Raw genomic sequence first — 19532 nt, 5'->3', positions numbered from 1 at the left:
GTGAGAAAAAGAAAAGGTTTGTCGATGATATTCTCCCCGTTTCGCGCCCGTCTCTCTGCCTGGGCAAAAGCCGGACGTCTTGCGGTAGTAGCGGCTGCAGGAGCCTTGGCGCTCGGCGTTGCCATGCCTGCTTTTGTGCCGGGTGCGGCCATGGCACAGGGCGTCAGCGGTGCGGCGGCAGCGCAGAAGATCGCCGATCATTTCTCGGCAGTGCGCACCATGACGGGAGAATTCGTGCAGTTCGGCCCCAAGGGCGAGCAGACCGGCGGCACATTCTATATCGAGCGTCCGGGCAAGATTCGATTCAACTACAATAATTCGCCCATCCGCGTGATTTCCGACGGCAATCAGGTGGTCATCAACAATCGCAAGCTCGATACGTGGGACCTCTATGCACTTTCGACCACGCCGCTCAACATGCTTCTCGCCGACCGCATCAATCTGGGCGGCGGTCGTCTCCAAAGCGTGAAGCAGGAGCCGGACATGACGACGCTGGTAGTCGGCGACAAATCGATGTTCGGCAACTCGACCATCACGATGATGTTTGATCCGAATAATTTCGAGCTCAAGCAGTGGACGATCACCGACGCGCAGAATCTTGATACCACAGTGATGGTTTTCAACCTGCGCACCGGCGTGCGTTTCACCGACGATATGTTCAAGATTGATTACAAGCGCATCGCGACGAAAACCAAGCAGCGCTGATCCTTTCGAGCGTGGTTGCATTCATCCAATAAATGGTTAGTTTCGCGACCATCTTCTGATTGTCGCGAGTCTTTCCCATGGGTTTTTCCGTTGCTACCTGGAATATCAATTCCGTGCGCCTGCGCATGCCGTTGGTCGAGCAGTTCCTGCGCGATTACCAGCCGGACGTTCTGTGTCTCCAGGAAACCAAATGTCCCGACAATCTGTTTCCGTTCAAGCCGTTCCGCGCGCTCGGCTATGAGCACGTCGAAATCAGCGGCCAGAAGGGCTATCATGGCGTCGCGACCATTTCCCGGCATCCGTTGGGCGAAGTCGAAAAGATCGGCTTTTGCGACATGGGCGACTGCCGCCATTTGAGCGCCGTGGTGGAAGCGGGGCGCAAGAAGCTGCGCATCCATAATTTCTACGTGCCTGCGGGCGGCGACGAGCCCAATCCTGAAATCAATCCGAAATTTGCCCACAAGCTTTCCTTCCTTGAGGAAATGCGGGCTATCGTCGCGCAGAAGCCGGACGGCTATTCATCGCTTCTGGTGGGCGATCTCAATATTGCGCCGCTGGAAAACGATGTCTGGTCGCACAAGCAGCTTCTCAAGATCGTCAGCCACACGCCGATCGAGACGGAAACGCTGGAAGATCTGCGCGTCAAGGGCGGCTGGAGCGACCTTATGCGCCACCTCATTCCGGCGGATGAGAAAATCTTTACATGGTGGAGTTACCGGGCCAAGGACTGGGACGTGTCGGATCGCGGTCGCAGGCTCGATCATATCTGGGGTTCCGCTGACCTTGAGGGCGATATAAAAGGCTTGCAGATATTGCGCGAAGCGCGCGGATGGGAGCGCCCTTCCGATCATGTGCCGGTGATCGCAACTTTCGAACTCGATTAAGAGCGATTTCACTTTCGATTATTTTGGGTTAGAGCTAACCCCATAGACAGATTTCAGGGAACAAAGCTGATGACAGGCCGCTCCGCCATTTCCTCCGTGCTTCTGATCGCAGCGCTTGCGGCTACACTCGCCGCCTGCGGACGCAAGGGACCGCTTGAGCCGCCGCCAGCCGCGACGATCACCAACGATCAGGGCCGCACGATTGAAAAGCCGAAGGAAGACAAGCCCTTCATTCTCGACAAGCTATTGTAATCCTTGACCTGACAGGGGGCTGTTTCCCGTGAATCATTTCGAATATCGTGGCGGCGTGCTTCACGCCGAAAATGTCGGCCTTCCTGAAATCGCGAAGGTTGTCGGTACACCTTTTTACGTCTATTCCCGCGCTACTATCGAGCGCCATTACCGCGTTTTCAGCGAAGCTTTCGCCGATATGGACACGCTGGTCGCCTATGCGTTGAAGGCCAATTCCAATCTGGCAGTGTTGAAGACGCTGGCGAAGCTTGGCGCGGGCGCCGATACGGTCTCGGAAGGCGAAATCCGTCGTGCGCTCGCCGCAGGCATTCCAGCAAACAAAATCGTCTTTTCCGGCGTCGGCAAGACGCCGCAGGAGATGGATTTCGCGCTTGAAACAGGCATCTACTGCTTCAATGTTGAATCGGAACCGGAGCTGGAAATACTCTCTGCCCGCGCTGTAACGCTTGGCAAGAGAGCATCCGTATCGCTGCGCATCAACCCGGATGTGGACGCAAAAACCCACGCCAAGATTTCGACCGGAAAATCCGAAAACAAATTCGGCATTCCCCGCGTCAAGGCGCGCGAAGCCTATGCGCGCGCGGCCAGCCTGCCCGGTCTGGATGTGGTCGGCATCGATATGCATATTGGCAGCCAGATCATCGATCTCGAACCCTTCGACAATGCCTTTGCGCTGATGGCGGAACTGGTCAAGGAATTGCAGGCTGACGGCCACAATATCCGCCACGTCGATGTCGGCGGCGGGCTTGGCATTCCATATCGCACCGACAACAATCCTCCGCCGCTGCCGGTGGCCTATGCGGAAATCGTTGCAAGGCACATCAAGCCGTTGGGCCTGAAAACCCTGTTCGAGCCGGGGCGCCTGATCGTCGGCAATGCCGGGCTTCTGGTGACGGAAGTCATCTTCGTGAAGGAAGGCGACGCGAAGAATTTCATTATCGTCGATGCGGCGATGAACGACCTCATCCGCCCCACGCTTTACGAGGCTTTTCACGAGATCAAGCCGGTCAGGGTGCCAGCCGACAACGCGCCGCGCATTCGCGCCGATTTCGTGGGGCCTGTTTGCGAAACCGGCGATTATATCGGGCTTGATCGTGAAGTGGCGAAGCCTGCGCCGGGCGATCTGATCGCCGTGTGCACGACCGGGGCTTATGGCGCGGTTCTGTCGAGCACCTATAATAGCCGCCTTCTGGTGCCGGAAGTGCTTGTGGATGGCGACCGTTATCATATCATCCGGCCGCGCCGCACCTATGAGGAATTGCTGGCACTCGATTCCGTGCCGGATTGGCTCTGATTTATCGACGTAAGCCTCGTCTTTGCCATGATGCGTGTTATTCTAAGTATGAGGACTTAACCGGAACACGCAGCAGAAAGCCCGGATGACGCAGCGCAGCGAAAACAGCAAGGACTTGCGTACACGCAAGCGTGATGCACTGCTTCGCCTGTTTTCCGGCGAAGGTGCATCCTTGCGCCGCCTGCATCTGCGCAGTGTTCTCATCATCGGATTTGAAAGACTCTGGCCGCTGGTGCTGCCGCTGATCGCGCTGGCTGCGTTTTTTGCCAGTCTGAGCTGGTTCGGTCTTTTCGCGCTCATGCCGCGCTGGCTGCATATCGCCGTTCTCGCCCTGTTTGCCGTGGCGGCGCTGGCGGGGCTCTATCTGCCGTCGCGCTTCCGCTCTCCCACGGCTCTTGAGATTACCGCGCATATCGAGAAGGCGAACGGCCTTGTTCACGAACCGCTGGCGGTGCAGAGCGGACATATGGCAACGGGCGCAAACGATCCCTTCACGGTCGCGCTGTGGCGCGAGCATCAGCGCCGCATGGCCGAACGGCTCAAGGGGCTGCAATCCGGCCTGCCGCGTCCGCGCGTTCCCGAACGCGATCCGCTGGGGCTGCGCGCCGTCATAGCCCTGCTTTTCGTGACCGCTTTTGCCTATAGTTTCGGCTCTGGCAGCGGACATATTGCCGATGCCTTCAATATCCGTCCGGGCGGAGATACGGCTATTGCGCGCATCGATGCATGGGTGACACCGCCCGCTTATACGGGACGCGCGCCGATTTTTCTAAGTGCGGATGAGCAAGCCGCTGCGACCGCAGGAACTATAGGCGTCCCGCAGGGAAGCATCGTTTCCATTCGCGTGATCGGTGGTGGTTCCGAACGCCTTACGGCAACCGATGCCACGGGTCATAGCCGTGAAATTGCGCCCGTCGCTCCCTCCGACTCGCCCAGGGAGAGCGAACAGGCCGCAGCAGAGCAGGCCGTGGTCGATGGCAGCCGCAATTTCCGCTACGATCTCCAGCAGAATGAGACATTGTCGCTGTCACGCACCAGCGCGCAGTGGAGCTTCGCGGTAACGCCCGACAATCCGCCCACTATCCGCTTCACCAAGGAGCCTGGCCGCGCGCTCAACGGCACCTTGCAGCTTGCCTATGAGATCCACGACGATTATGGTCCGGCCAAGGCCTATGGCGAAATCGTGCCGCTTGATATGGACGAGGAAGAGGAAGAGCAAGCGCTACCTCTTTACGATGCGCCGGAACTGCCATTGGCCCTGCCCAGACGCGGAACCAAAGAGGCTACGACTGCCAAGGACCTGACCGAGCATCCGTGGGCAGGCGAGAAAGTGGCGCTGACGCTGGTCGTCACCGATGCCGCAGGCAATGGCGCTCGTAGCGAGACGAAGATCATAACGCTGCCGGAGCGGCCTTTCTCCAATCCGCTGGCGCGCGCCATTGTCGAGCAACGCCGTATTCTGGCGCTCGACGCCATGCAGCGCGATCATGTGCGCGATATGCTGTCGGCGCTCATGCTGCGCCCGGAAGAAACCATTCAGAACATGGCCCATTATCTGGGGCTTGCAACCATCCACAGCAGGCTCCGCCTTGCCACAGGCGACGACGCCCTGCGCGATACGGCAGATTATATGTGGCAGGTGGCGCGGGGTATTGAAGACGGTAATCTGTCGGCGGCGGAAAGGCGGCTGCGGCAGGCGCAGGAAGCATTGCGCGATGCGCTTCAGAGCGGCGCTTCGCAGGAGGAGATCGAAAAACTTTCGGCGGAACTGCGCAAGGCGATGCAGGATTTCCTGCGTGAGTTTGCCCAGCGCCAGCAGCAAAACCCCAATGCCCGCAACACGCCTATGGATCCGAATGCGCGGATGCTGACGGACAAGGATCTGCAACGCATGATGGACCAGATCGAAAATCTGGCGCGCCAGGGCTCGCGCGATCAGGCCGAACAGCTTTTGTCGCAATTGCAGGAACTGATGAACAATCTGCAAATGGGACAGCAGGCGCAGCCCGGCCAGCAAGGGCAGGGACAGCAGGGCCAGGCGGGACAGATGCAGCAGCAGATGAACAAGCTTGGCGAAATGATGCGCAAGCAGCAGCAATTGATGAACGAGACGTTCAAACTCGACCAGCAGATGCAGCAGCAGTTTGGCGGCAGCGACGGCGAGTTCTGGGAAGACCAGCCATTCCCCGGCGATGACGGCATGCTGGGAGACGGCGGATCGCAGCAGGGCGGTCCATCAGGTGATGTGCCGCCGGAAATGGCGGAAGCCATGCGCAAATTGCAGCAACGCCAGCAAGGTCTTCAATCGGAACTGCAAAGGCTGACCGATGATCTCAAGAGCATGGGTATCGATCCCAATCAGGATTTCTCCGATGCAGGAAAATCCATGGGCAATGCCGGTGACGCGCTCGGTCGCAGCGAAGGTTCGGAAGCAAGCGACGAGCAGGGAAATGCGCTCGATGCGCTCAGGCGTGGCGGTCGTGACATGATGCGCCAGATGCAGCAGGCCATGGGGCAGGACGGCCAGGGCCAGAACGGTCAGAACGGACGCGATCCGCTTGGCCGCCAGCCTGGTAATGGCGGCCCGGATTTTGGCAATGACGTCAAGATACCGGGCGAGATCGATATTCAGCGCGCACGCGAAATCCTTGATGAAATCCGCCGCAAGCTCGGCAATGCGCTGACGCCGCAGATGGAGAAGGAATATCTTCAGCGGCTGCTGAAATTCGACTGAAGTTAGTCCCTCACATGCCCGACATAGGGCAATTGGCGGAAGGCATGAGCCACATCCATGCCATAGCCGACGACGAAATAATCCGGGCATTCAAAGGCCACGAAGTCCGCATTGAGATCGACCTTGCGCCGCATGTTTTTGTCGAGCAGCACGGCGATGCTGACACTGCGCGCCCCGCGTTCGAGCATCAGGTCGCGCACGAATTTCAGCGTCTTGCCCGATTCGAGAATATCATCGATCAGCAGCACGTCGCGGTCGTGCACATCGCTGTCTATATCGCGCAGAAGGCGGACTTCGCCGCTGGTCTTGCCCGCGCCATAACTTGATACGGTGATGAATTCGACGTCAGGCTCGATACCGGCATTATGCATGGCGCGGATAAGATCGGCTGCGAAAATAAACGATCCCTTGAGGATGGAAACCGTCAGAAGATCGTGAAATTTATGTCTTGCAATATCCTGCGCAAGCGCGAGATTTCGCGAGGCGATTTCTTCCGCGCTGAAAAGCACGTCTATGGTCTTGCCGCCGACTTCTGGCATCTGCCGGTCTCCTGATCTTGGCGCCGCGAGGGCTTGAAAGCCACGGTCTATAGCATTGTTTTGTAAAATTACAGCCCGTTGCGCAAATCGGAGTATGGCTTATCCATTTCCCATTGCAGCGATTTGGGATAGCCTGCCGACATGCACCCGGACATTATCGAATTACGCGCCTTTTACGACACAACGCTTGGCCATCTGACCGAGCGCGCCATCCGCATGGCGCTGACCGCACTGTGGGAGCCTGTGCCGGGCGAACGGCTGGTGGGGCTTGGCTACAGCCTACCCTATCTCGACCGTTTCAGCGCCGATACCGAGCGCAGCTTCGCTTTCATGCCTGCCGGTCAGGGTGCGATTGCGTGGCCTTCGATGGAAAAATCCGCGACCGTGCTGGTTTTCGATGAGGAATTGCCGCTGCCTGATTCCTCGATTGACCGTATATTGATGGTGCATGCGCTTGAATATGCCGAAAACGCTGCTGAAACGCTGAAAGAGATGTGGCGTGTGCTGGCGCCCAATGGGCGGCTTGTGATCGTGGTGCCCAACCGGCGCGGCGTCTGGGCGCGTCTCGACCATACGCCGTTTGGCAGCGGGCGTCCCTATAGCCGCACGCAATTGGCGGCGCTGCTGCGCGAAGCCAATTTCACTGTCAGCGCGCTCAGCAATTCTCTGCATTTTCCGCCCGTAACCCGGCGCTGGATGATCCGTCCCTGCATGGCGCTGGAGGGGATGGGACGGAGGCTGTGGCCGCTTTTCGCCGGGGTGCTGGTGGTTGAAGCTCAGAAGCGGCTCTATCAGGGACTCCCGGTGGCACAGCGTTCCTCGCGCCGGGTCTTCGTGCCGGTGCTGGCACCGCACGGCAGGCCAGTCGGGGGCTTGCGCAAAGACAGTTAGCGCAGGCAGATAAGGTTTTCCTCGACTTGCGCGCGATGGCGGTTTATGCCCCCTGCGTAACCTTATCATTAGTCCTTTTGGCGGAGCCAAATCATGACCGAACAGCAAAACCTCACCCGTCCCCAGCCCAAGGCAGGCCTGCTCGATATCGCAGCCTATGTGCCGGGCAAGGAGCATGTGGAAGGTGTTGCCAAGGTCTATAAGCTTTCCTCCAACGAGACGCCGATCGGCCCCAGCCCCCATGCGATCGAGGCCTATCGATATTGTACCGACCATCTGTCCATATATCCCGACGGGCAGGCGCTGGCGCTGCGTCAGGCTATCGCCGAAGTGCAGGGGCTCAATGTCGCCAATATTATCTGCGGCAACGGCTCGGATGAGCTGCTGGGGCTTCTGTGCCAGACCTATCTTGCGCCCGGCGATGAAGCTATTATCACCGAGCATGGCTTTGCCGTCTATAAAATCCAGACGATGGCTGCGGGCGCTACGCCCGTCACGGTGCGCGAAAAGGATGAGCACATCGATGTGGATGCGATCCTGGCTGGTGTTTCGGCGCGCACGAAGCTGGTTTTCATCGCCAATCCGGCCAACCCGACCGGCACCTATCTGCCGTTCGAGGAAGTGCGCCGCCTGCATGCCAGCCTGCCGAAGCATGTCCTGCTGGTGCTCGATGCGGCCTATGCCGAATATGTGCGCCGCAACGATTACGAGGCCGGCCTCGAATTGGTCTCGTCGAGCGAGAATGTCGTCATGACGCGCACATTCTCGAAAATCCATGGCCTGCCGGGCCTGCGTATCGGCTGGATGTATGGCCCCCTGCATGTCATCGATGCGGTCAACCGCATTCGCGGTCCCTTCAACATGAACTCGGCGGCGATTGCCGCAGGCTCGGCTGCGATCCGCGACCGCGCCCATGTCGAAAAGTCGGTGGCCTATAATGAAAAATGGCTGGCATGGCTGAGCGATGAATTCACGAAGCTTGGCCTGCGCGTCACGCCATCGGTGACGAACTTCCTGTTGATCCATTTCCCCGAGGATGCCGCCCACACGGCGGACAAGGCGGATGAGTGGCTCTCACGGCGCGGCTATATCCTGCGCCGCGTTGGCGGATACGGTTTCCCCAACGCGCTGCGCATGACAGTCGGACCGGAAGAAGCCAATCGCGGCGTCGTGGCCGCTCTCACAGAGTTTTTAAAATAGAACAATGTCTACGATCCATTTTGACAAAATTGCACTGGTCGGCGTCGGCCTCATAGGCTCATCACTGGCGCGCGTCATCCGCCGCGAAAAGCTTGCGGGTCATATCGCTATCGCCACGCGCAGCGCTGAAACCCTCAAGCGTGCCGAAGAGCTTGGCCTCGGCGACAGCTACAGCACCGATAGCGCCGAGGTTGTGCGCGACGCCGATCTCGTCATCGTCTCGGTGCCGGTCGGCTCATCCGGCACGGTTGCGCGCCAGATCGCAACCAATCTCAAGCCGGGGGCCATCGTCACCGATGTCGGTTCCACCAAAGCGTCGGTGATCGCGCAGATGCAGCCGGAGTTGCCGCAAAGCGTTCACTTCATTCCGGGCCATCCGCTGGCGGGTACGGAGTATTCTGGGCCGGATGCAGGCTTTGCCGAGCTGTTCACCAATCGCTGGTGCATCCTCACGCCCTTGCCTGAAACGGATGCGGCAGCGCTTGAAAAGCTGACCGCTTTCTGGGTTGCCTGCGGCTCGCGCCTCGATCGGATGGACCCGCAGCACCACGATCTGGTGCTGGCTATCGTGTCGCATCTGCCGCATATCATCGCCTACAATATTGTCGGAACGGCCAGCGACCTGGAGCAGGTAACAAAATCGGAAGTCATCAAATATTCGGCATCCGGTTTCCGCGATTTCACTCGTCTGGCCGCATCCGACCCGACGATGTGGCGCGATGTCTGCCTGCATAACAGGGATGCCATCCTTGAAATGCTGGGGCGCTTCTCGGAAGATCTGGCTTCCTTGCAGCGCTCGATCCGCTGGGGCGATGGCGACGCACTGTTTGATCTTTTCACCCGCACGCGCGCCGTTCGTCGCGGCATCATCGATGCGGGTCAGGAGATTGATGCGCCTGATTTCGGCCGTCAGGCCGCGCAGCCTAAAAGCGAAGCGCTCAAAATTCCGGCAGGCGGCCCAGCGGAATAAAACCTGCTTTGGCTCGGCCTTTGCGAACGGCAATCTCCAGCACGGGATTGCCGTTTTCGTCCTTTGGCATGGCGGAAAGCGCAAAAAGCACAGTGGCGATATTGCCGCCCTGTTCGGGGAAAAGCGTTTGCCCGGCCTGCGCGAAGGAATGCGGGTTAACCATCGTAACCTTCAGATCGGCATCGACCAGCCCTTCCATGTCCACGGAAAAAGGTCCAACCACTGAAACCATGGCGCCATTGGGCATGGAGAGAAATGCCCGATTGATTACGCCGCTATGGCCGCGCAAGCGCTCGTTGAGCGGTGAAGGGCTGGGAGCAAGCAGCGTCGCAGCGTCGGCAATCTGAATATCGGCGAGGCCGTCGATTTCCGGGCTTTTCGCATTGCCGATGATGGAGGGCGCAAGCTTGAAGGCGGCGAAGCGTCCGTTGACGTTGAGCAGATCGCCTGAACTACTCATCTGGAAATTCATCTGCTCCAGCGTGCCGATGGGTTTTGTGGTGGTCGTTTCCGTCCGCCGGCCAACCGTGACATCGCGGGCATCCAGTTCGATTTCGGTGGGGAAGGGGCGGGCAAGGCGGGTATTGGAGGTGAATTCGCTCCAGTTGACCTCAAGCGGCTCCAGCCCTGGAAACTCGATGAAAGCCGGGCCAGCCAGTTCGTTGCGCAGCGAGCGCGGCGCATAAACCGGTGAGCCGGAAGTGAAGCGTCCGGCGCGAAATGCCATGCCGGCGGAAGGCCGCTGCCATGAAATGCTGGTGCAAACCACGTTGACGCGCAACGGATAGCCGCCCATATGCAAATCTTCGCAACCTACACCGACGCCCTGGGCCGACAGTTTGGCCATATCGGCTCTGGCGCGGGTTTCGAGCTGGCTGGCAACGTAGAACCAGCCTGCCGTATAAGCGGCGATGAGGACAAGAAAAACGATCGCAATCGTTATAGGGCGCGTTCTGGATTTCTTGGCTTCAGTTCCAGTTTGCACCATTGAAAATGCCCTGCTTTCAATCGGATAATGGGTCGATACGGCGATGTGCCGGACTTCCCGAAAATGTTCCGGCGACCCTATTCTGCTCCTCTCAACTGGTGGCTATATTATGGCAGGATTGAGTCTTGTGAAGTTCAGCTCGTCAAAAAAAGCGGGGATTATGGAGATTATTGACGAAAAATGGCCATTATTGAATAAATATTGATATCGTCATGACAATGCGCACCGACAAGCACCATATCAATGATTTCTGGGTATTCGGCTACGGCTCCTTGATGTGGCGGCCGGGGTTTGCGCATGTGGAAACTGTACGCGCGCGATTGCATGGCTATCGCCGCACCCTGTGCATCTATTCCCATGTTCATCGGGGAACACCTGACCATCCCGGCCTGGTACTGGGGCTTGATGCCGGAGGCTCATGCCTTGGCATAGCCTTCCGCGTGCCGGGTGATATGACGGACGAGGTGATGGTCTATTTGCGCGAGCGGGAGATGTCCAATCGGGTCTACCACGAGAAATGGCTGCGCCTGCGGCTTGCCGATGGCCGTGACGTCAGGGCCGTGACCTATGTGGCCGACCGGCACCACGCGCAATATGCGGGCGGGCTCACGGGGGCGGATGCAGCGGCGATCATCGCGGCGGCACATGGGGAAGCGGGAGCAAATGTCGATTATGTCGTCAATACGCTGGAACACCTGCGCAATATGCGGGTGCGCGATCATGCGCTCGAACATATCAACGAACTGATCCGCCCGGCCGCTGAACGGCAGACGCATGACGCGGCCTGATTGATCGCTGTCAGCTTCGCCTGTATCTACGGACAAAATCGGCCAGTGCATCCTTGCCATTAACGACCATGAGACCTGTTATCACCAGTGCCGTGCCGACCACAAAACTAGCCTCAATCGGCTCGTCCAAGATGACCGCACTTAAAATGACACCAAAAATCGGTGTCATGAAGGAAAGCGATCCCAACTGTGATGCACGGTAAAGTCGCAGGAGATGGAACCAGACAAGAAATACGGCAAAGGAAACAATGAAGGCCTGAAATGTGAAGCTGCCTATCAATACGCCGCTCCAATTAATTTGAGCCTGTCCCATTACTATAGAGGCAATAGACAAAGTCACAAAGGCGATCAGCAACTGATAAAGTAAGGTCTGCCTGGCAGGCAGCGCGGCAAGGCGCGAGCCACGGACCACAATCGTTGTCGCTCCCCATGTAACGCCCGCAAGCAGGCAAAGTGCATCACCAAAGAGCACTGCATGGAGATCGCCATGAACGGTCGCGCCGCGCAGCAGAAAAGCAATTGCTATTCCCGCAAAGGCGATGCCGATGCCGCCCCATTGCATGGGTGTCAGACGCTCCGACGGAACGAGAAGATGCAAGCCGAGTGCTGCAAAGATTGGCGCAGTATAGAGCAGAACCACAGCACGGGTAGCCGAGGTCAGCCGCAGCCCCTCGCCCAAAAAAAGATACTCCAGTGCAAATAGCAAACCGACCAGCAAGCCCGGTTTCCAGATGCCGTTTTCTATCGTCAGGATTTCCCTGCGCGTGATCATTACGGCTGCAATCAACGCTGCTCCGACACCAGAGCGCAGAGCAATCTGGAACAAAGGCGAAATATCCGCAGCCGTCATCTTCAGCAGGACTTGCTGCAAGCCAAGGCTGATACAAACGAAAAGCATCAGACCAAACGCATGCGTGTCGACAGGCTTCCGCTCCATTGTCCGAATCCTTATGATTTATCCGAACAATTGATGTATCCTTGGCGGATATAATATATATAGCTTAAAACTGACAAGATCTAACGCAGGATTGCCACAATGGCGGTAATCGCCTTGAAAGCCACTCATCAGCCTCCCTTTACGGAAGCCTTGCCGGAACCGCTGTTCTTTCGAACTGCCTGCATGCCACCGGCTGCACGCTATCCCATGCATCGCCATCATTGGGGTGAATTTGTCTATTCCTTCACCGGTGTGATGGAAGTGCGCATAGGTGAAAACCACCTGCTGGCTCCGCCACAGTATGGAATATGGCTTCCTCCACATATCGAGCATCAAGGGCTCAACCGCCAGGAAGCGTGCTACTGCTCGCTCTATGTGGCTGAAGAGTTGTGTGCAGACATGCCTGTGAAAGCCTGTGCGCTGAGCCTGACCCCGCTGATCCGCACCTTGCTGGAACATCTGCGCATGAAAAAGCCGTCGCAACCGCAGCTCCCGCAGGAGACGCGGCTACTGCATACGCTGCTCGACCAGCTAGCTATTGCGCCATGTGCCGGGTCCTATCTGCCTTCGAGCAGCGATCCTGCGCTTCGCAAAATCCTATCCGTTCTGGAGGCTGACCCCAGTGACAATCGCACGCTTCACGAGCTTGCCCGTTTTGCAAACACGTCTGAACGCACGCTCATGCGCCGCTGCAAGCAGGAGCTGGGTATGAGCTTCCCCGAATGGAAGCAACGCCTACGAACGCTGAAAGCAATGCCACTGCTTGAAAAGGGCGAAAAAGTCGAGCATGTGGCGCTTGACCTTGGCTATGCTAGTGCCTCGGCCTTCATCGCGATGTTCCGCAAACTGATGGGGGTCACGCCGGACGAATATCGCCGACAAACCGGCGCCTAAGCAGGCATTGCAGAAAATCTGTATCTGGAATGTTGTAAATAGCACCTTCTTTCTTCCGCAAGGGTACAAGGGTATTAAAGTTGCATTGCTTGCATCTCATGCTCTTGTTCTTGCTCAAAGCAACCGCTACATCTCGGCTAAAGCATCGCATTTGAACCCGACCGGATTTGGATAATACGATGCAGAGATTCAAAGGGCTGGAGCGTTCTTTCTGGGTCAGTTTTGATCTACACCGCTCCGATTGCCAAGGAGACCTTTATGATCGCATTGTTCCGTACCATTGATCTGGCGCTCGACATTTACACATGGATCATCATCGCTAGCGCCATCTATTCATGGCTTTATGCGTTCAATGTCGTCAATTCCTCCAATCGTTTCGTCGCTGCGATCGGTGATTTTCTCTACAAGGCGACCGAACCGGCCCTGCGCCCGATCCGCAGTCTTTTGCCCAATCTGGGCGGTATTGACATTTCGCCGATCATTCTGCTGCTGATTATCTTTTTCATCCGTCAGTTCATGTGGACGACGCTGTTGCCGGCGTTGCTGTAAAATATACACATAAAAACGCCCGGCATAGACCGGGCGTTTTTATTGAACAGGGGATGGGCTGATTACTTGCCCTTGGCGCGTTCGATTGCCTCGACAATGAACTTGCGCGCATAGTCTTCGTCGCCCCAGTCGCCGATCTTCACCCATTTACCGGGCTCGAGGTCTTTGTAGTGCTCGAAGAAGTGCTGAATCTGCTTGAGCGTGATTTCCGGCAAATCGGAATAGTCATGTATCTTTTCATAACGCTGTGTCAAATGCGGCGAAGGAACGGCGATGATCTTCTCATCCTTGCCGGAATTGTCTTCCATGACCAGCACGCCGATCGGGCGCACATTGATCACGCAGCCGGGAGCCAGCGGGCGGGTGTTGCACACCAGAACGTCGATCGGGTCGCCGTCTTCTGAAAGCGTGTGCGGCACAAAGCCGTAATTGCCCGGATAAGTCATGGGCGTATAGAGGAAGCGGTCCACAATCAGCGCGCCAGCCTGCTTGTCCATCTCGTACTTGATCGGCTGTCCGCCGACAGGAACTTCGATGATCACGTTGACGTCTTCGGGAGGATTGGAGCCGATGGAGATGGCATCAATATTCATGATGTGTCCTTTCGTGTCGCGCTCTGATAACGGGTTTCAGGGTTGGGTGCAAGAAAAACGAAAGTTCAACCCAACGCGACGAATTGTCGTGGTTCCGGGCATAAGTGAACGGAAAATCATGTAAACTCGCGGCGATAGAGTGCATTCCGAAAAGTGTGAAGCGGTTTTCGGATAAGATGCGCGCTAAAACAAAGAGATAGAGCGTCGATCTGATTCAATCAGATCGAAAAACGCTCTAGTTACTCGCCAAGCTCTTTGAGCCTTTGGACTGCGGTTGGTGGCATGGGCGGGGGGTTGGGATCGCGGCTTGCCGCGACCAGAAGATCGTCACAAGCCGTCTCCGTCGCATCGATCAGGCGGCGCAGGAATTCTTCCTTTGGCAAACCAGGAGAAATGGGCGGCAGGATGCGGCAGCGGATAGTGCCGGGATAGCGCAGGAATTTGCGGCGCGGCCAGTAAAGTCCGGCATTATGCGCAATCGGCAGAACCGGAAGGTCGAGCGCTTCGTAAAGATGGACGATGCCGTATTTATATTGCGGCGGCGCACCGGGCGCGCGGCGCGTGCCTTCGGGGTAGATGAGGATCTGCCTGCCTTCGGCGATGGCTTTTTGCGCTCCCGTGGTGATCGAGTGCAGCGCCTTGACGCGCGAACCGCGATCCACCGGAATCATTTCCATCTTGGCGAGATACCAGCCGAAAAGTGGAATGCGCATGAGTTCGCGTTTGAGGATGAGCACCGGATCGTCGAGCTGAGGCAGAAAGGCATAGGTGTCCCAGGCCGATTGATGCTTGGGTGCAACGATATAGGCGCCCTGCGGGATATTCTCCAGCCCCTCGATCACATAGTCGGTGCCAGCAATATGCTTCTGAAGCCACAAATTGCTGCGCGCCCAGATTTTCGGAACGATCCACGCCTTTTTGCGCGGCAGCAGAAAATAGAAGGGTGTATAGACGATCATCTGCACCATGGTGCAGATATAGAACGCCAGATTGAACAGGATGGAGCGCAGATAGAGAAGCATCGTATCGGCGAGGACCTTGGCTAGTCCTGTTCTCTCCCCATGGACCATGGGCGGATCGATCAGGCGCGGAGGAATTGAGAACTTTCATTCAAAGCGACGGCACCCGATATATCAGGACGCACAGGTTTTTCCATACGGATTTCGCGCATTCAGAGAAACGGTTGCTTTCAGCCGCTGTTATCGAAAGCCGACGCCCAGCCGACCCGGATGGCGGCGCCAAGATATTTGACATACTCGATGAACAATACCCGCAGCGTGTCGCCTTCCGACACCCAGCTATGCTCGCGCTTTTCGCCGTTTGTCACGGGATAGGGAATGAATTCCACATCCTGCATCCGGTGCGACATTTCCAGAATGCTGCGCGGAATATGGTAATTATTGGTGACGACGATCACGCGGCGATAGCCATTGGCGCGAATCCACCGCTCGCTTTGCGTGGCGTTGCCCACCGTGTTGAGCGCGGAGCGGTCGAGATCGACGCAGCAGTCGAACAGGCCTGGTTCAGTATTGGTGGCGCGTTGCAAGGCTCTCTCGTTCGTGGACGGATTTACGCCGCTGATGAGCAGCCGCTTTCCGTGCTTTTCCTTGAGAAGGTCGAGTGCTGCCTTTATGCGCGACTGTCCGCCGGTCAGAACCACGATGGCGTCGGCGGCTTCATCCAGCGCGGGTGATTGCATGCTTGTGACTTTTTCCCCGAAGGCAAGGAAGCCAATCAGAAAGGCGATGAGAGCCACAAAAAGAAAAATGGAAACGGGCTGAAGTCGTCGGAACACGCGCATTATGACAGACCATATGAATTTACCCAAAACAGACGGGACGCCGGACGGCGCAAGGGCGAGGCGGCGTCGATGCCGGGCCGCATCTGCCATCGGGGGCACCGTCTGGGTTCGTTTGTTTGCAACCGCATAGCCATCTTCCTGGCGCTTATCCGAGATTCCCTGTTTGCCTGATAGCAACACCACCTTGCTATCATAACCAGCATTGCGGCGATAAGCTGGAAACTTGCCAATAATTCTCGCGCTGCGGTTGCTACTGGCGAAGAATGCGGTCATTCGGAGCGCGCTCCTGAACTGTCCTCCGAGTCGTCCATGGTGGCAAGCTGGCGCACGACCGTAAGGCGGCTGGTCAGCATGGTCAGCACGCTCACCAGAATGATGATTGCCGCAGCTCCGATATAACCGTCGCGCCCGATGGCGAAATTGCCGAACATGGCCGCCGCCTGATCGCCCGCTGGCGTCGCCATATGTCGCGATGCCCACCACGAAAAGACGAGGAAAACCAGAATTGCCGTCAGTCCGCCAAACAGCGCACCTTTGAGCGCGGTGCGGAAGAAATGCCATTCAAACTCGTGCGCCACGAATTTCGGTTCCGCGCCGATCAGGTGCAGCACCTCGATAATATGGCTATTGCCCGACATGGCCCCGCGCGTGGCGAAAATCACCGTCAATATGGTGGCGGCGATCACCAGAGAGAGCACTGTCGTACCGATCAGAACAGTCGTATTGGCCATGGAGACGAGCCTGTCGACCCATGTGCGATGGTCGTCGAAGCTCGCGCTGGGGATGGCGCGGGTGATCTCTGTGCGCATGGTTTCGAAATCCGGCGGCGCATTCTCATCAATGGTCACGACGACAAGGCGCGGTACAGGCAGATCATCGATATTGAGGCCGCTGCCAAGCCATGGCTCCAGCAGACGCGCGGTCGCATCCTTGTCGATGATGCTGGTGCTTTTCACGCCGGCGAAGCCGCGCGCGATATTGCTGGCGTCCTGCAACGACTTCTCCATGTCCAGCCCATCGACAGGACGGATCTGGATCGTTGCTTCGCGGGCAATCTGGCTCTGCCAGGCGGCAGCTGAGCCACGGACCAGCGTGACGCCGCCAAGGGTGAGGCAGGCAAGAAAGGTCATGATTGCGATCACGATCACCAGCGCTGTTCCGGTAACGCTTCCATCCGGCACGATGGGGCTGGGGCCCTGCCGCTTGCGGCGCTTGCCGATGCGCACCATCAGCATGTCCTTGAGGTCGTCAAGGCGCACGCGCAGGTCGTCCTTTACTTTCTTCAAGGCTCCGGGCTGTGGTCCTGGCCGGGGTGCGCGCGTGTCAGTCATAGATATCGAGCCGCCCGTGTTCGAGAATCATGCGGCGCGCATTGACCTGATCCATGAGTGAAAGATCATGGGTTGCGATGATAACGGCGGTGCCGGAACGGTTGAGTTCGGTAAACAGGCGCAGGAGACGCTTGGCGAGCGGCGGATCGACATTGCCAGTCGGTTCGTCCGCCAGCAGCAGTTCCGGCTGGTCGATGAGCGCGCGTGCAATGGCCGCGCGCTGCTTTTCTCCGCCCGAAAGTACTGGCGGCAGCACTCTCATGCGATCACCCAATCCGACCCAGTGCAGCAATTCCTCGACCTCGTGGCGGTAGGTCGCCTCTTCCTTGCCGCGCACGCGCAGCGGCAGCGCAACATTCTCATAGGTGGTGAGGTGGTCGAGCAGGCGGAAATCCTGAAACACGATGCCGATGCGCCGACGCAGAAGCGGCACGGCCTTATGGTCCAGCCGCGCGACATCGCGCCCGAAAATATTGATGAGGCCGCGGGTGGGTTTCAGCGCCATGAAAAGCAGGCGCATCAGCGATGTCTTGCCAGCGCCCGACGGGCCGGTCAGGAACTGGAACGAACGCGGCGGAATATGGAAGCTGACATCCCGCAGGATTTCAGGCCCCATTCCATATCGCAGGCCGACATTCTCAAATCGTATCACAGGCGCACTTCTTCTGAATTGTCCGCTGACATATCAGTCATTGCGGATGAAATCGATATGATATCGACCTTTATCCTCTATGGTTAATGTGAGGTTAAGCGAGTCGGAATCACCTGTAAAAAATGCACATATAAAAATGCGCAGGCAATGTGGTTTTATCACGCCGGTAGGCACCCTCGTTCTTCAAAGAGCGCGAACGCGCGATCCGGTCATTGCCAGCAACCCAGATTGCGGCCCTTGAGATTATGGGCGTCGATATCGACGGCGAGGCGCGGATCCTCGCGAAGCAGAACCAGCGCGGTGCGCTGTTTCAGGTCGATCTTCTGCCAGCCCGCACATTCTTTGGGCATGGGTGGATTGCTGTCGATCCTGACGGTTTCACTCCATGCGCCAGCGGCGCAGCCGGAGAGAACCGCGCCCAGCATGGCTGCGGTGACAGCCTGCAGCAGCGATCTGCTTGTTCGTGCCTCAGGATTGATATTCAAGGCTGGCAACTCCCTGTTACGTGCCCCGCGCCTATACCCGCTTGCCCGGATGTTTCCGTTATAGCGCAGCCACCCCGGCGGCGGCAATACAGGGGTGGAACTCCGACGATGAATGTCCGCCAGGCATTCGTCTCAAGGAGACTTAAAAGGATATACTAATATAAATAGAATAATGTAGAGAAGCCATTGATGCATATTGAAAATTAACGCATTCAATGCTCATTGTCATCAAGCTTAACCGGATCGCATAAATAAACGGTACACATATACCAAGTCGAACCACGCCTATCATGAATGTATCTCTATACCAGATCGAGGGACCCCTATGTTGAACAAATTATCGGCTGAATTTTTTGGAACATTCTGGCTCGTATTCGGAGGCTGCGGCAGCGCTGTGCTCGCAGCGGCCTTTCCCGAACTCGGCATCGGCTTTCTTGGCGTTGCCTTGGCCTTCGGTCTTACGGTGTTGACCATGGCCTATGCGGTCGGCGGCATTTCCGGCGGCCATTTCAACCCCGCCGTTTCGCTCGGTCTCATGCTCGGCGGCCGTCTTCCGGCCAAGGACCTCGTTCCCTATTGGGTGGCGCAGGTTCTTGGTGCTATTGTTGCCGCTGTCGTGCTTTACCTGATCGCCTCGGGCAAGCCTGATTTTGTGGCGGGCGGCTTCGCGTCAAACGGCTATGGCGAGCTTTCGCCCGGCGGCTACAGCCTGACGGCGGCACTCATCATCGAGATCGTACTGACGGCGTTCTTCATTATTATCATACTGGGATCGACCTCATCGCTGGCTCCGGCGGGATTCGCTCCGATTGCGATCGGTCTTGGCCTCACACTCATCCATCTGATCTCGATTCCAGTGACGAACACCTCGGTCAATCCGGCGCGTTCAACCGGAGTTGCGCTGTTTGCCGATACCGCCGCCCTTGGCCAGCTCTGGCTGTTCTGGGTCGCGCCGCTGGTCGGCGCTGCTATTGGAGCGCTCATCTGGAAGGGCCTGCTCGGCAAGGACTGATCGTACGGTAAGGCCGCTGCCGACCATCCCGCG

Annotated in this window: 21 protein-coding genes; 12 read left to right on the top strand and 9 right to left on the bottom strand. The window is 57.5% G+C overall.

The window, feature by feature from the left end; all coding sequences use genetic code 11:
- The first annotated feature begins 24 nt into the window (after positions 1 to 24).
- The 5 genes from KUG47_RS00375 to KUG47_RS00355 all read left to right on the top strand — a co-directional run bounded on the left by KUG47_RS00375 (position 25) and on the right by KUG47_RS00355 (position 5869).
- The gene (locus KUG47_RS00375; RefSeq protein WP_217675978.1) at positions 25 to 705 is read left to right on the top strand and encodes an outer membrane lipoprotein carrier protein LolA; all 681 of its coding nucleotides are present in this window, start codon (positions 25 to 27) and stop codon (positions 703 to 705) included.
- 77 nt (positions 706 to 782) lie between these two features.
- Positions 783 to 1589, top strand: a complete 807-nt coding sequence (locus KUG47_RS00370; RefSeq protein WP_217675977.1) for an exodeoxyribonuclease III — start codon at positions 783 to 785, stop codon at positions 1587 to 1589.
- Positions 1590 to 1658: 69 nt separating this feature from the next.
- Positions 1659 to 1841 carry an LPS translocon maturation chaperone LptM gene (lptM, locus tag KUG47_RS00365; RefSeq protein WP_217675976.1) on the top strand — a complete coding sequence of 61 codons (183 nt, stop codon included), beginning with the start codon at positions 1659 to 1661 and terminating at the stop codon, positions 1839 to 1841.
- A gap of 28 nt (positions 1842 to 1869) precedes the next feature.
- Entirely contained in the window at positions 1870 to 3135 is a 1266-nt protein-coding gene (gene lysA, locus KUG47_RS00360) for a diaminopimelate decarboxylase (protein ID WP_217675975.1), read from the top strand.
- Positions 3136 to 3220: 85 nt separating this feature from the next.
- Positions 3221 to 5869 carry a TIGR02302 family protein gene (locus tag KUG47_RS00355; RefSeq protein ID WP_217675974.1) on the top strand — a complete coding sequence of 883 codons (2649 nt, stop codon included), beginning with the start codon at positions 3221 to 3223 and terminating at the stop codon, positions 5867 to 5869.
- 2 nt (positions 5870 to 5871) lie between these two features.
- On the opposite strand, the gene hpt is transcribed toward KUG47_RS00355, so the two are convergent.
- Positions 5872 to 6408 (bottom strand): hypoxanthine phosphoribosyltransferase, encoded by a 537-nt coding sequence (gene hpt, locus KUG47_RS00350; protein WP_217675973.1) that lies wholly within the window; start codon positions 6406 to 6408, stop codon positions 5872 to 5874.
- A 141-nt stretch (positions 6409 to 6549) separates the two neighbouring features.
- Here hpt and KUG47_RS00345 point away from each other — a divergent pair, with 141 nt between their 5' ends.
- The 3 genes from KUG47_RS00345 (at position 6550) to KUG47_RS00335 (ending at position 9469) form a co-directional block, all read left to right on the top strand.
- The gene (locus KUG47_RS00345) at positions 6550 to 7299 is read left to right on the top strand and encodes a class I SAM-dependent methyltransferase (protein WP_217675972.1); all 750 of its coding nucleotides are present in this window, start codon (positions 6550 to 6552) and stop codon (positions 7297 to 7299) included.
- Positions 7300 to 7392: 93 nt separating this feature from the next.
- Complete coding sequence (gene hisC, locus KUG47_RS00340; RefSeq protein WP_217675971.1) at positions 7393 to 8499, top strand: histidinol-phosphate transaminase; 1107 nt, start codon at positions 7393 to 7395, stop codon at positions 8497 to 8499.
- Positions 8500 to 8503: 4 nt separating this feature from the next.
- A complete protein-coding gene (locus tag KUG47_RS00335) occupies positions 8504 to 9469 on the top strand; it encodes a prephenate/arogenate dehydrogenase family protein (protein ID WP_217675970.1) in 966 nt (321 codons plus the stop codon).
- On the opposite strand, the gene KUG47_RS00330 is transcribed toward KUG47_RS00335, so the two are convergent.
- Positions 9438 to 10457, bottom strand: coding sequence for a DUF2125 domain-containing protein (locus KUG47_RS00330; RefSeq protein ID WP_217675969.1), 1020 nt, complete (start codon positions 10455 to 10457; stop codon positions 9438 to 9440). The genes KUG47_RS00335 and KUG47_RS00330 overlap by 32 nt on opposite strands.
- A gap of 218 nt (positions 10458 to 10675) precedes the next feature.
- Between KUG47_RS00330 and KUG47_RS00325 the strand changes: the two genes are divergently transcribed.
- Positions 10676 to 11245 (top strand): gamma-glutamylcyclotransferase, encoded by a 570-nt coding sequence (locus KUG47_RS00325; RefSeq protein WP_217676921.1) that lies wholly within the window; start codon positions 10676 to 10678, stop codon positions 11243 to 11245.
- 10 nt (positions 11246 to 11255) lie between these two features.
- Here KUG47_RS00325 and KUG47_RS00320 read toward each other — a convergent pair whose 3' ends face one another.
- Positions 11256 to 12182: a DMT family transporter gene (locus KUG47_RS00320; protein WP_217675968.1), complete on the bottom strand. Its 927-nt coding sequence runs from the start codon at positions 12180 to 12182 to the stop codon at positions 11256 to 11258.
- Positions 12183 to 12281: 99 nt separating this feature from the next.
- Here KUG47_RS00320 and KUG47_RS00315 point away from each other — a divergent pair, with 99 nt between their 5' ends.
- Together KUG47_RS00315 and KUG47_RS00310 are read left to right on the top strand one after the other, a co-directional pair.
- Positions 12282 to 13076, top strand: coding sequence for an AraC family transcriptional regulator (locus KUG47_RS00315; RefSeq protein WP_217675967.1), 795 nt, complete (start codon positions 12282 to 12284; stop codon positions 13074 to 13076).
- Between the two features lie 258 nt (positions 13077 to 13334).
- On the top strand, positions 13335 to 13625 hold the full coding sequence (locus tag KUG47_RS00310) for a YggT family protein (RefSeq protein ID WP_217675966.1): 291 nt from the start codon (positions 13335 to 13337) through the stop codon (positions 13623 to 13625).
- Between the two features lie 62 nt (positions 13626 to 13687).
- Here the strand turns inward: KUG47_RS00310 and ppa are convergent, their stop codons facing one another.
- The 6 genes from ppa to KUG47_RS00280 form a co-directional block, all read right to left on the bottom strand.
- The gene (gene ppa, locus KUG47_RS00305; protein ID WP_217675965.1) at positions 13688 to 14218 is read right to left on the bottom strand and encodes an inorganic diphosphatase; all 531 of its coding nucleotides are present in this window, start codon (positions 14216 to 14218) and stop codon (positions 13688 to 13690) included.
- A gap of 239 nt (positions 14219 to 14457) precedes the next feature.
- On the bottom strand, positions 14458 to 15240 hold the full coding sequence (locus KUG47_RS00300) for a lysophospholipid acyltransferase family protein (protein ID WP_217676920.1): 783 nt from the start codon (positions 15238 to 15240) through the stop codon (positions 14458 to 14460).
- 167 nt (positions 15241 to 15407) lie between these two features.
- A complete protein-coding gene (locus KUG47_RS00295; protein WP_217675964.1) occupies positions 15408 to 16292 on the bottom strand; it encodes a YdcF family protein in 885 nt (294 codons plus the stop codon).
- Complete coding sequence (locus tag KUG47_RS00290) at positions 16289 to 17254, bottom strand: cell division protein FtsX (protein ID WP_217676919.1); 966 nt, start codon at positions 17252 to 17254, stop codon at positions 16289 to 16291. The genes KUG47_RS00295 and KUG47_RS00290 overlap by 4 nt, the downstream gene beginning before the upstream one ends.
- A gap of 88 nt (positions 17255 to 17342) precedes the next feature.
- Positions 17343 to 17966: a cell division ATP-binding protein FtsE gene (ftsE, locus tag KUG47_RS00285; protein WP_254799282.1), complete on the bottom strand. Its 624-nt coding sequence runs from the start codon at positions 17964 to 17966 to the stop codon at positions 17343 to 17345.
- A gap of 245 nt (positions 17967 to 18211) precedes the next feature.
- Positions 18212 to 18427 (bottom strand): hypothetical protein, encoded by a 216-nt coding sequence (locus KUG47_RS00280; protein ID WP_217676918.1) that lies wholly within the window; start codon positions 18425 to 18427, stop codon positions 18212 to 18214.
- A gap of 385 nt (positions 18428 to 18812) precedes the next feature.
- On the opposite strand from KUG47_RS00280, the gene aqpZ reads away from it, so the two are divergent.
- Positions 18813 to 19499, top strand: coding sequence for an aquaporin Z (gene aqpZ, locus KUG47_RS00275; RefSeq protein ID WP_217675962.1), 687 nt, complete (start codon positions 18813 to 18815; stop codon positions 19497 to 19499).
- Positions 19500 to 19532: the final 33 nt, after the last annotated feature.

It is taken from the genome of Falsochrobactrum tianjinense (assembly GCF_019100495.1).
In the GTDB taxonomy this organism is placed as follows: domain Bacteria; phylum Pseudomonadota; class Alphaproteobacteria; order Rhizobiales; family Rhizobiaceae; genus Brucella; species Brucella tianjinense.
This window is presented reverse-complemented; position numbering and strand designations above follow the sequence as displayed.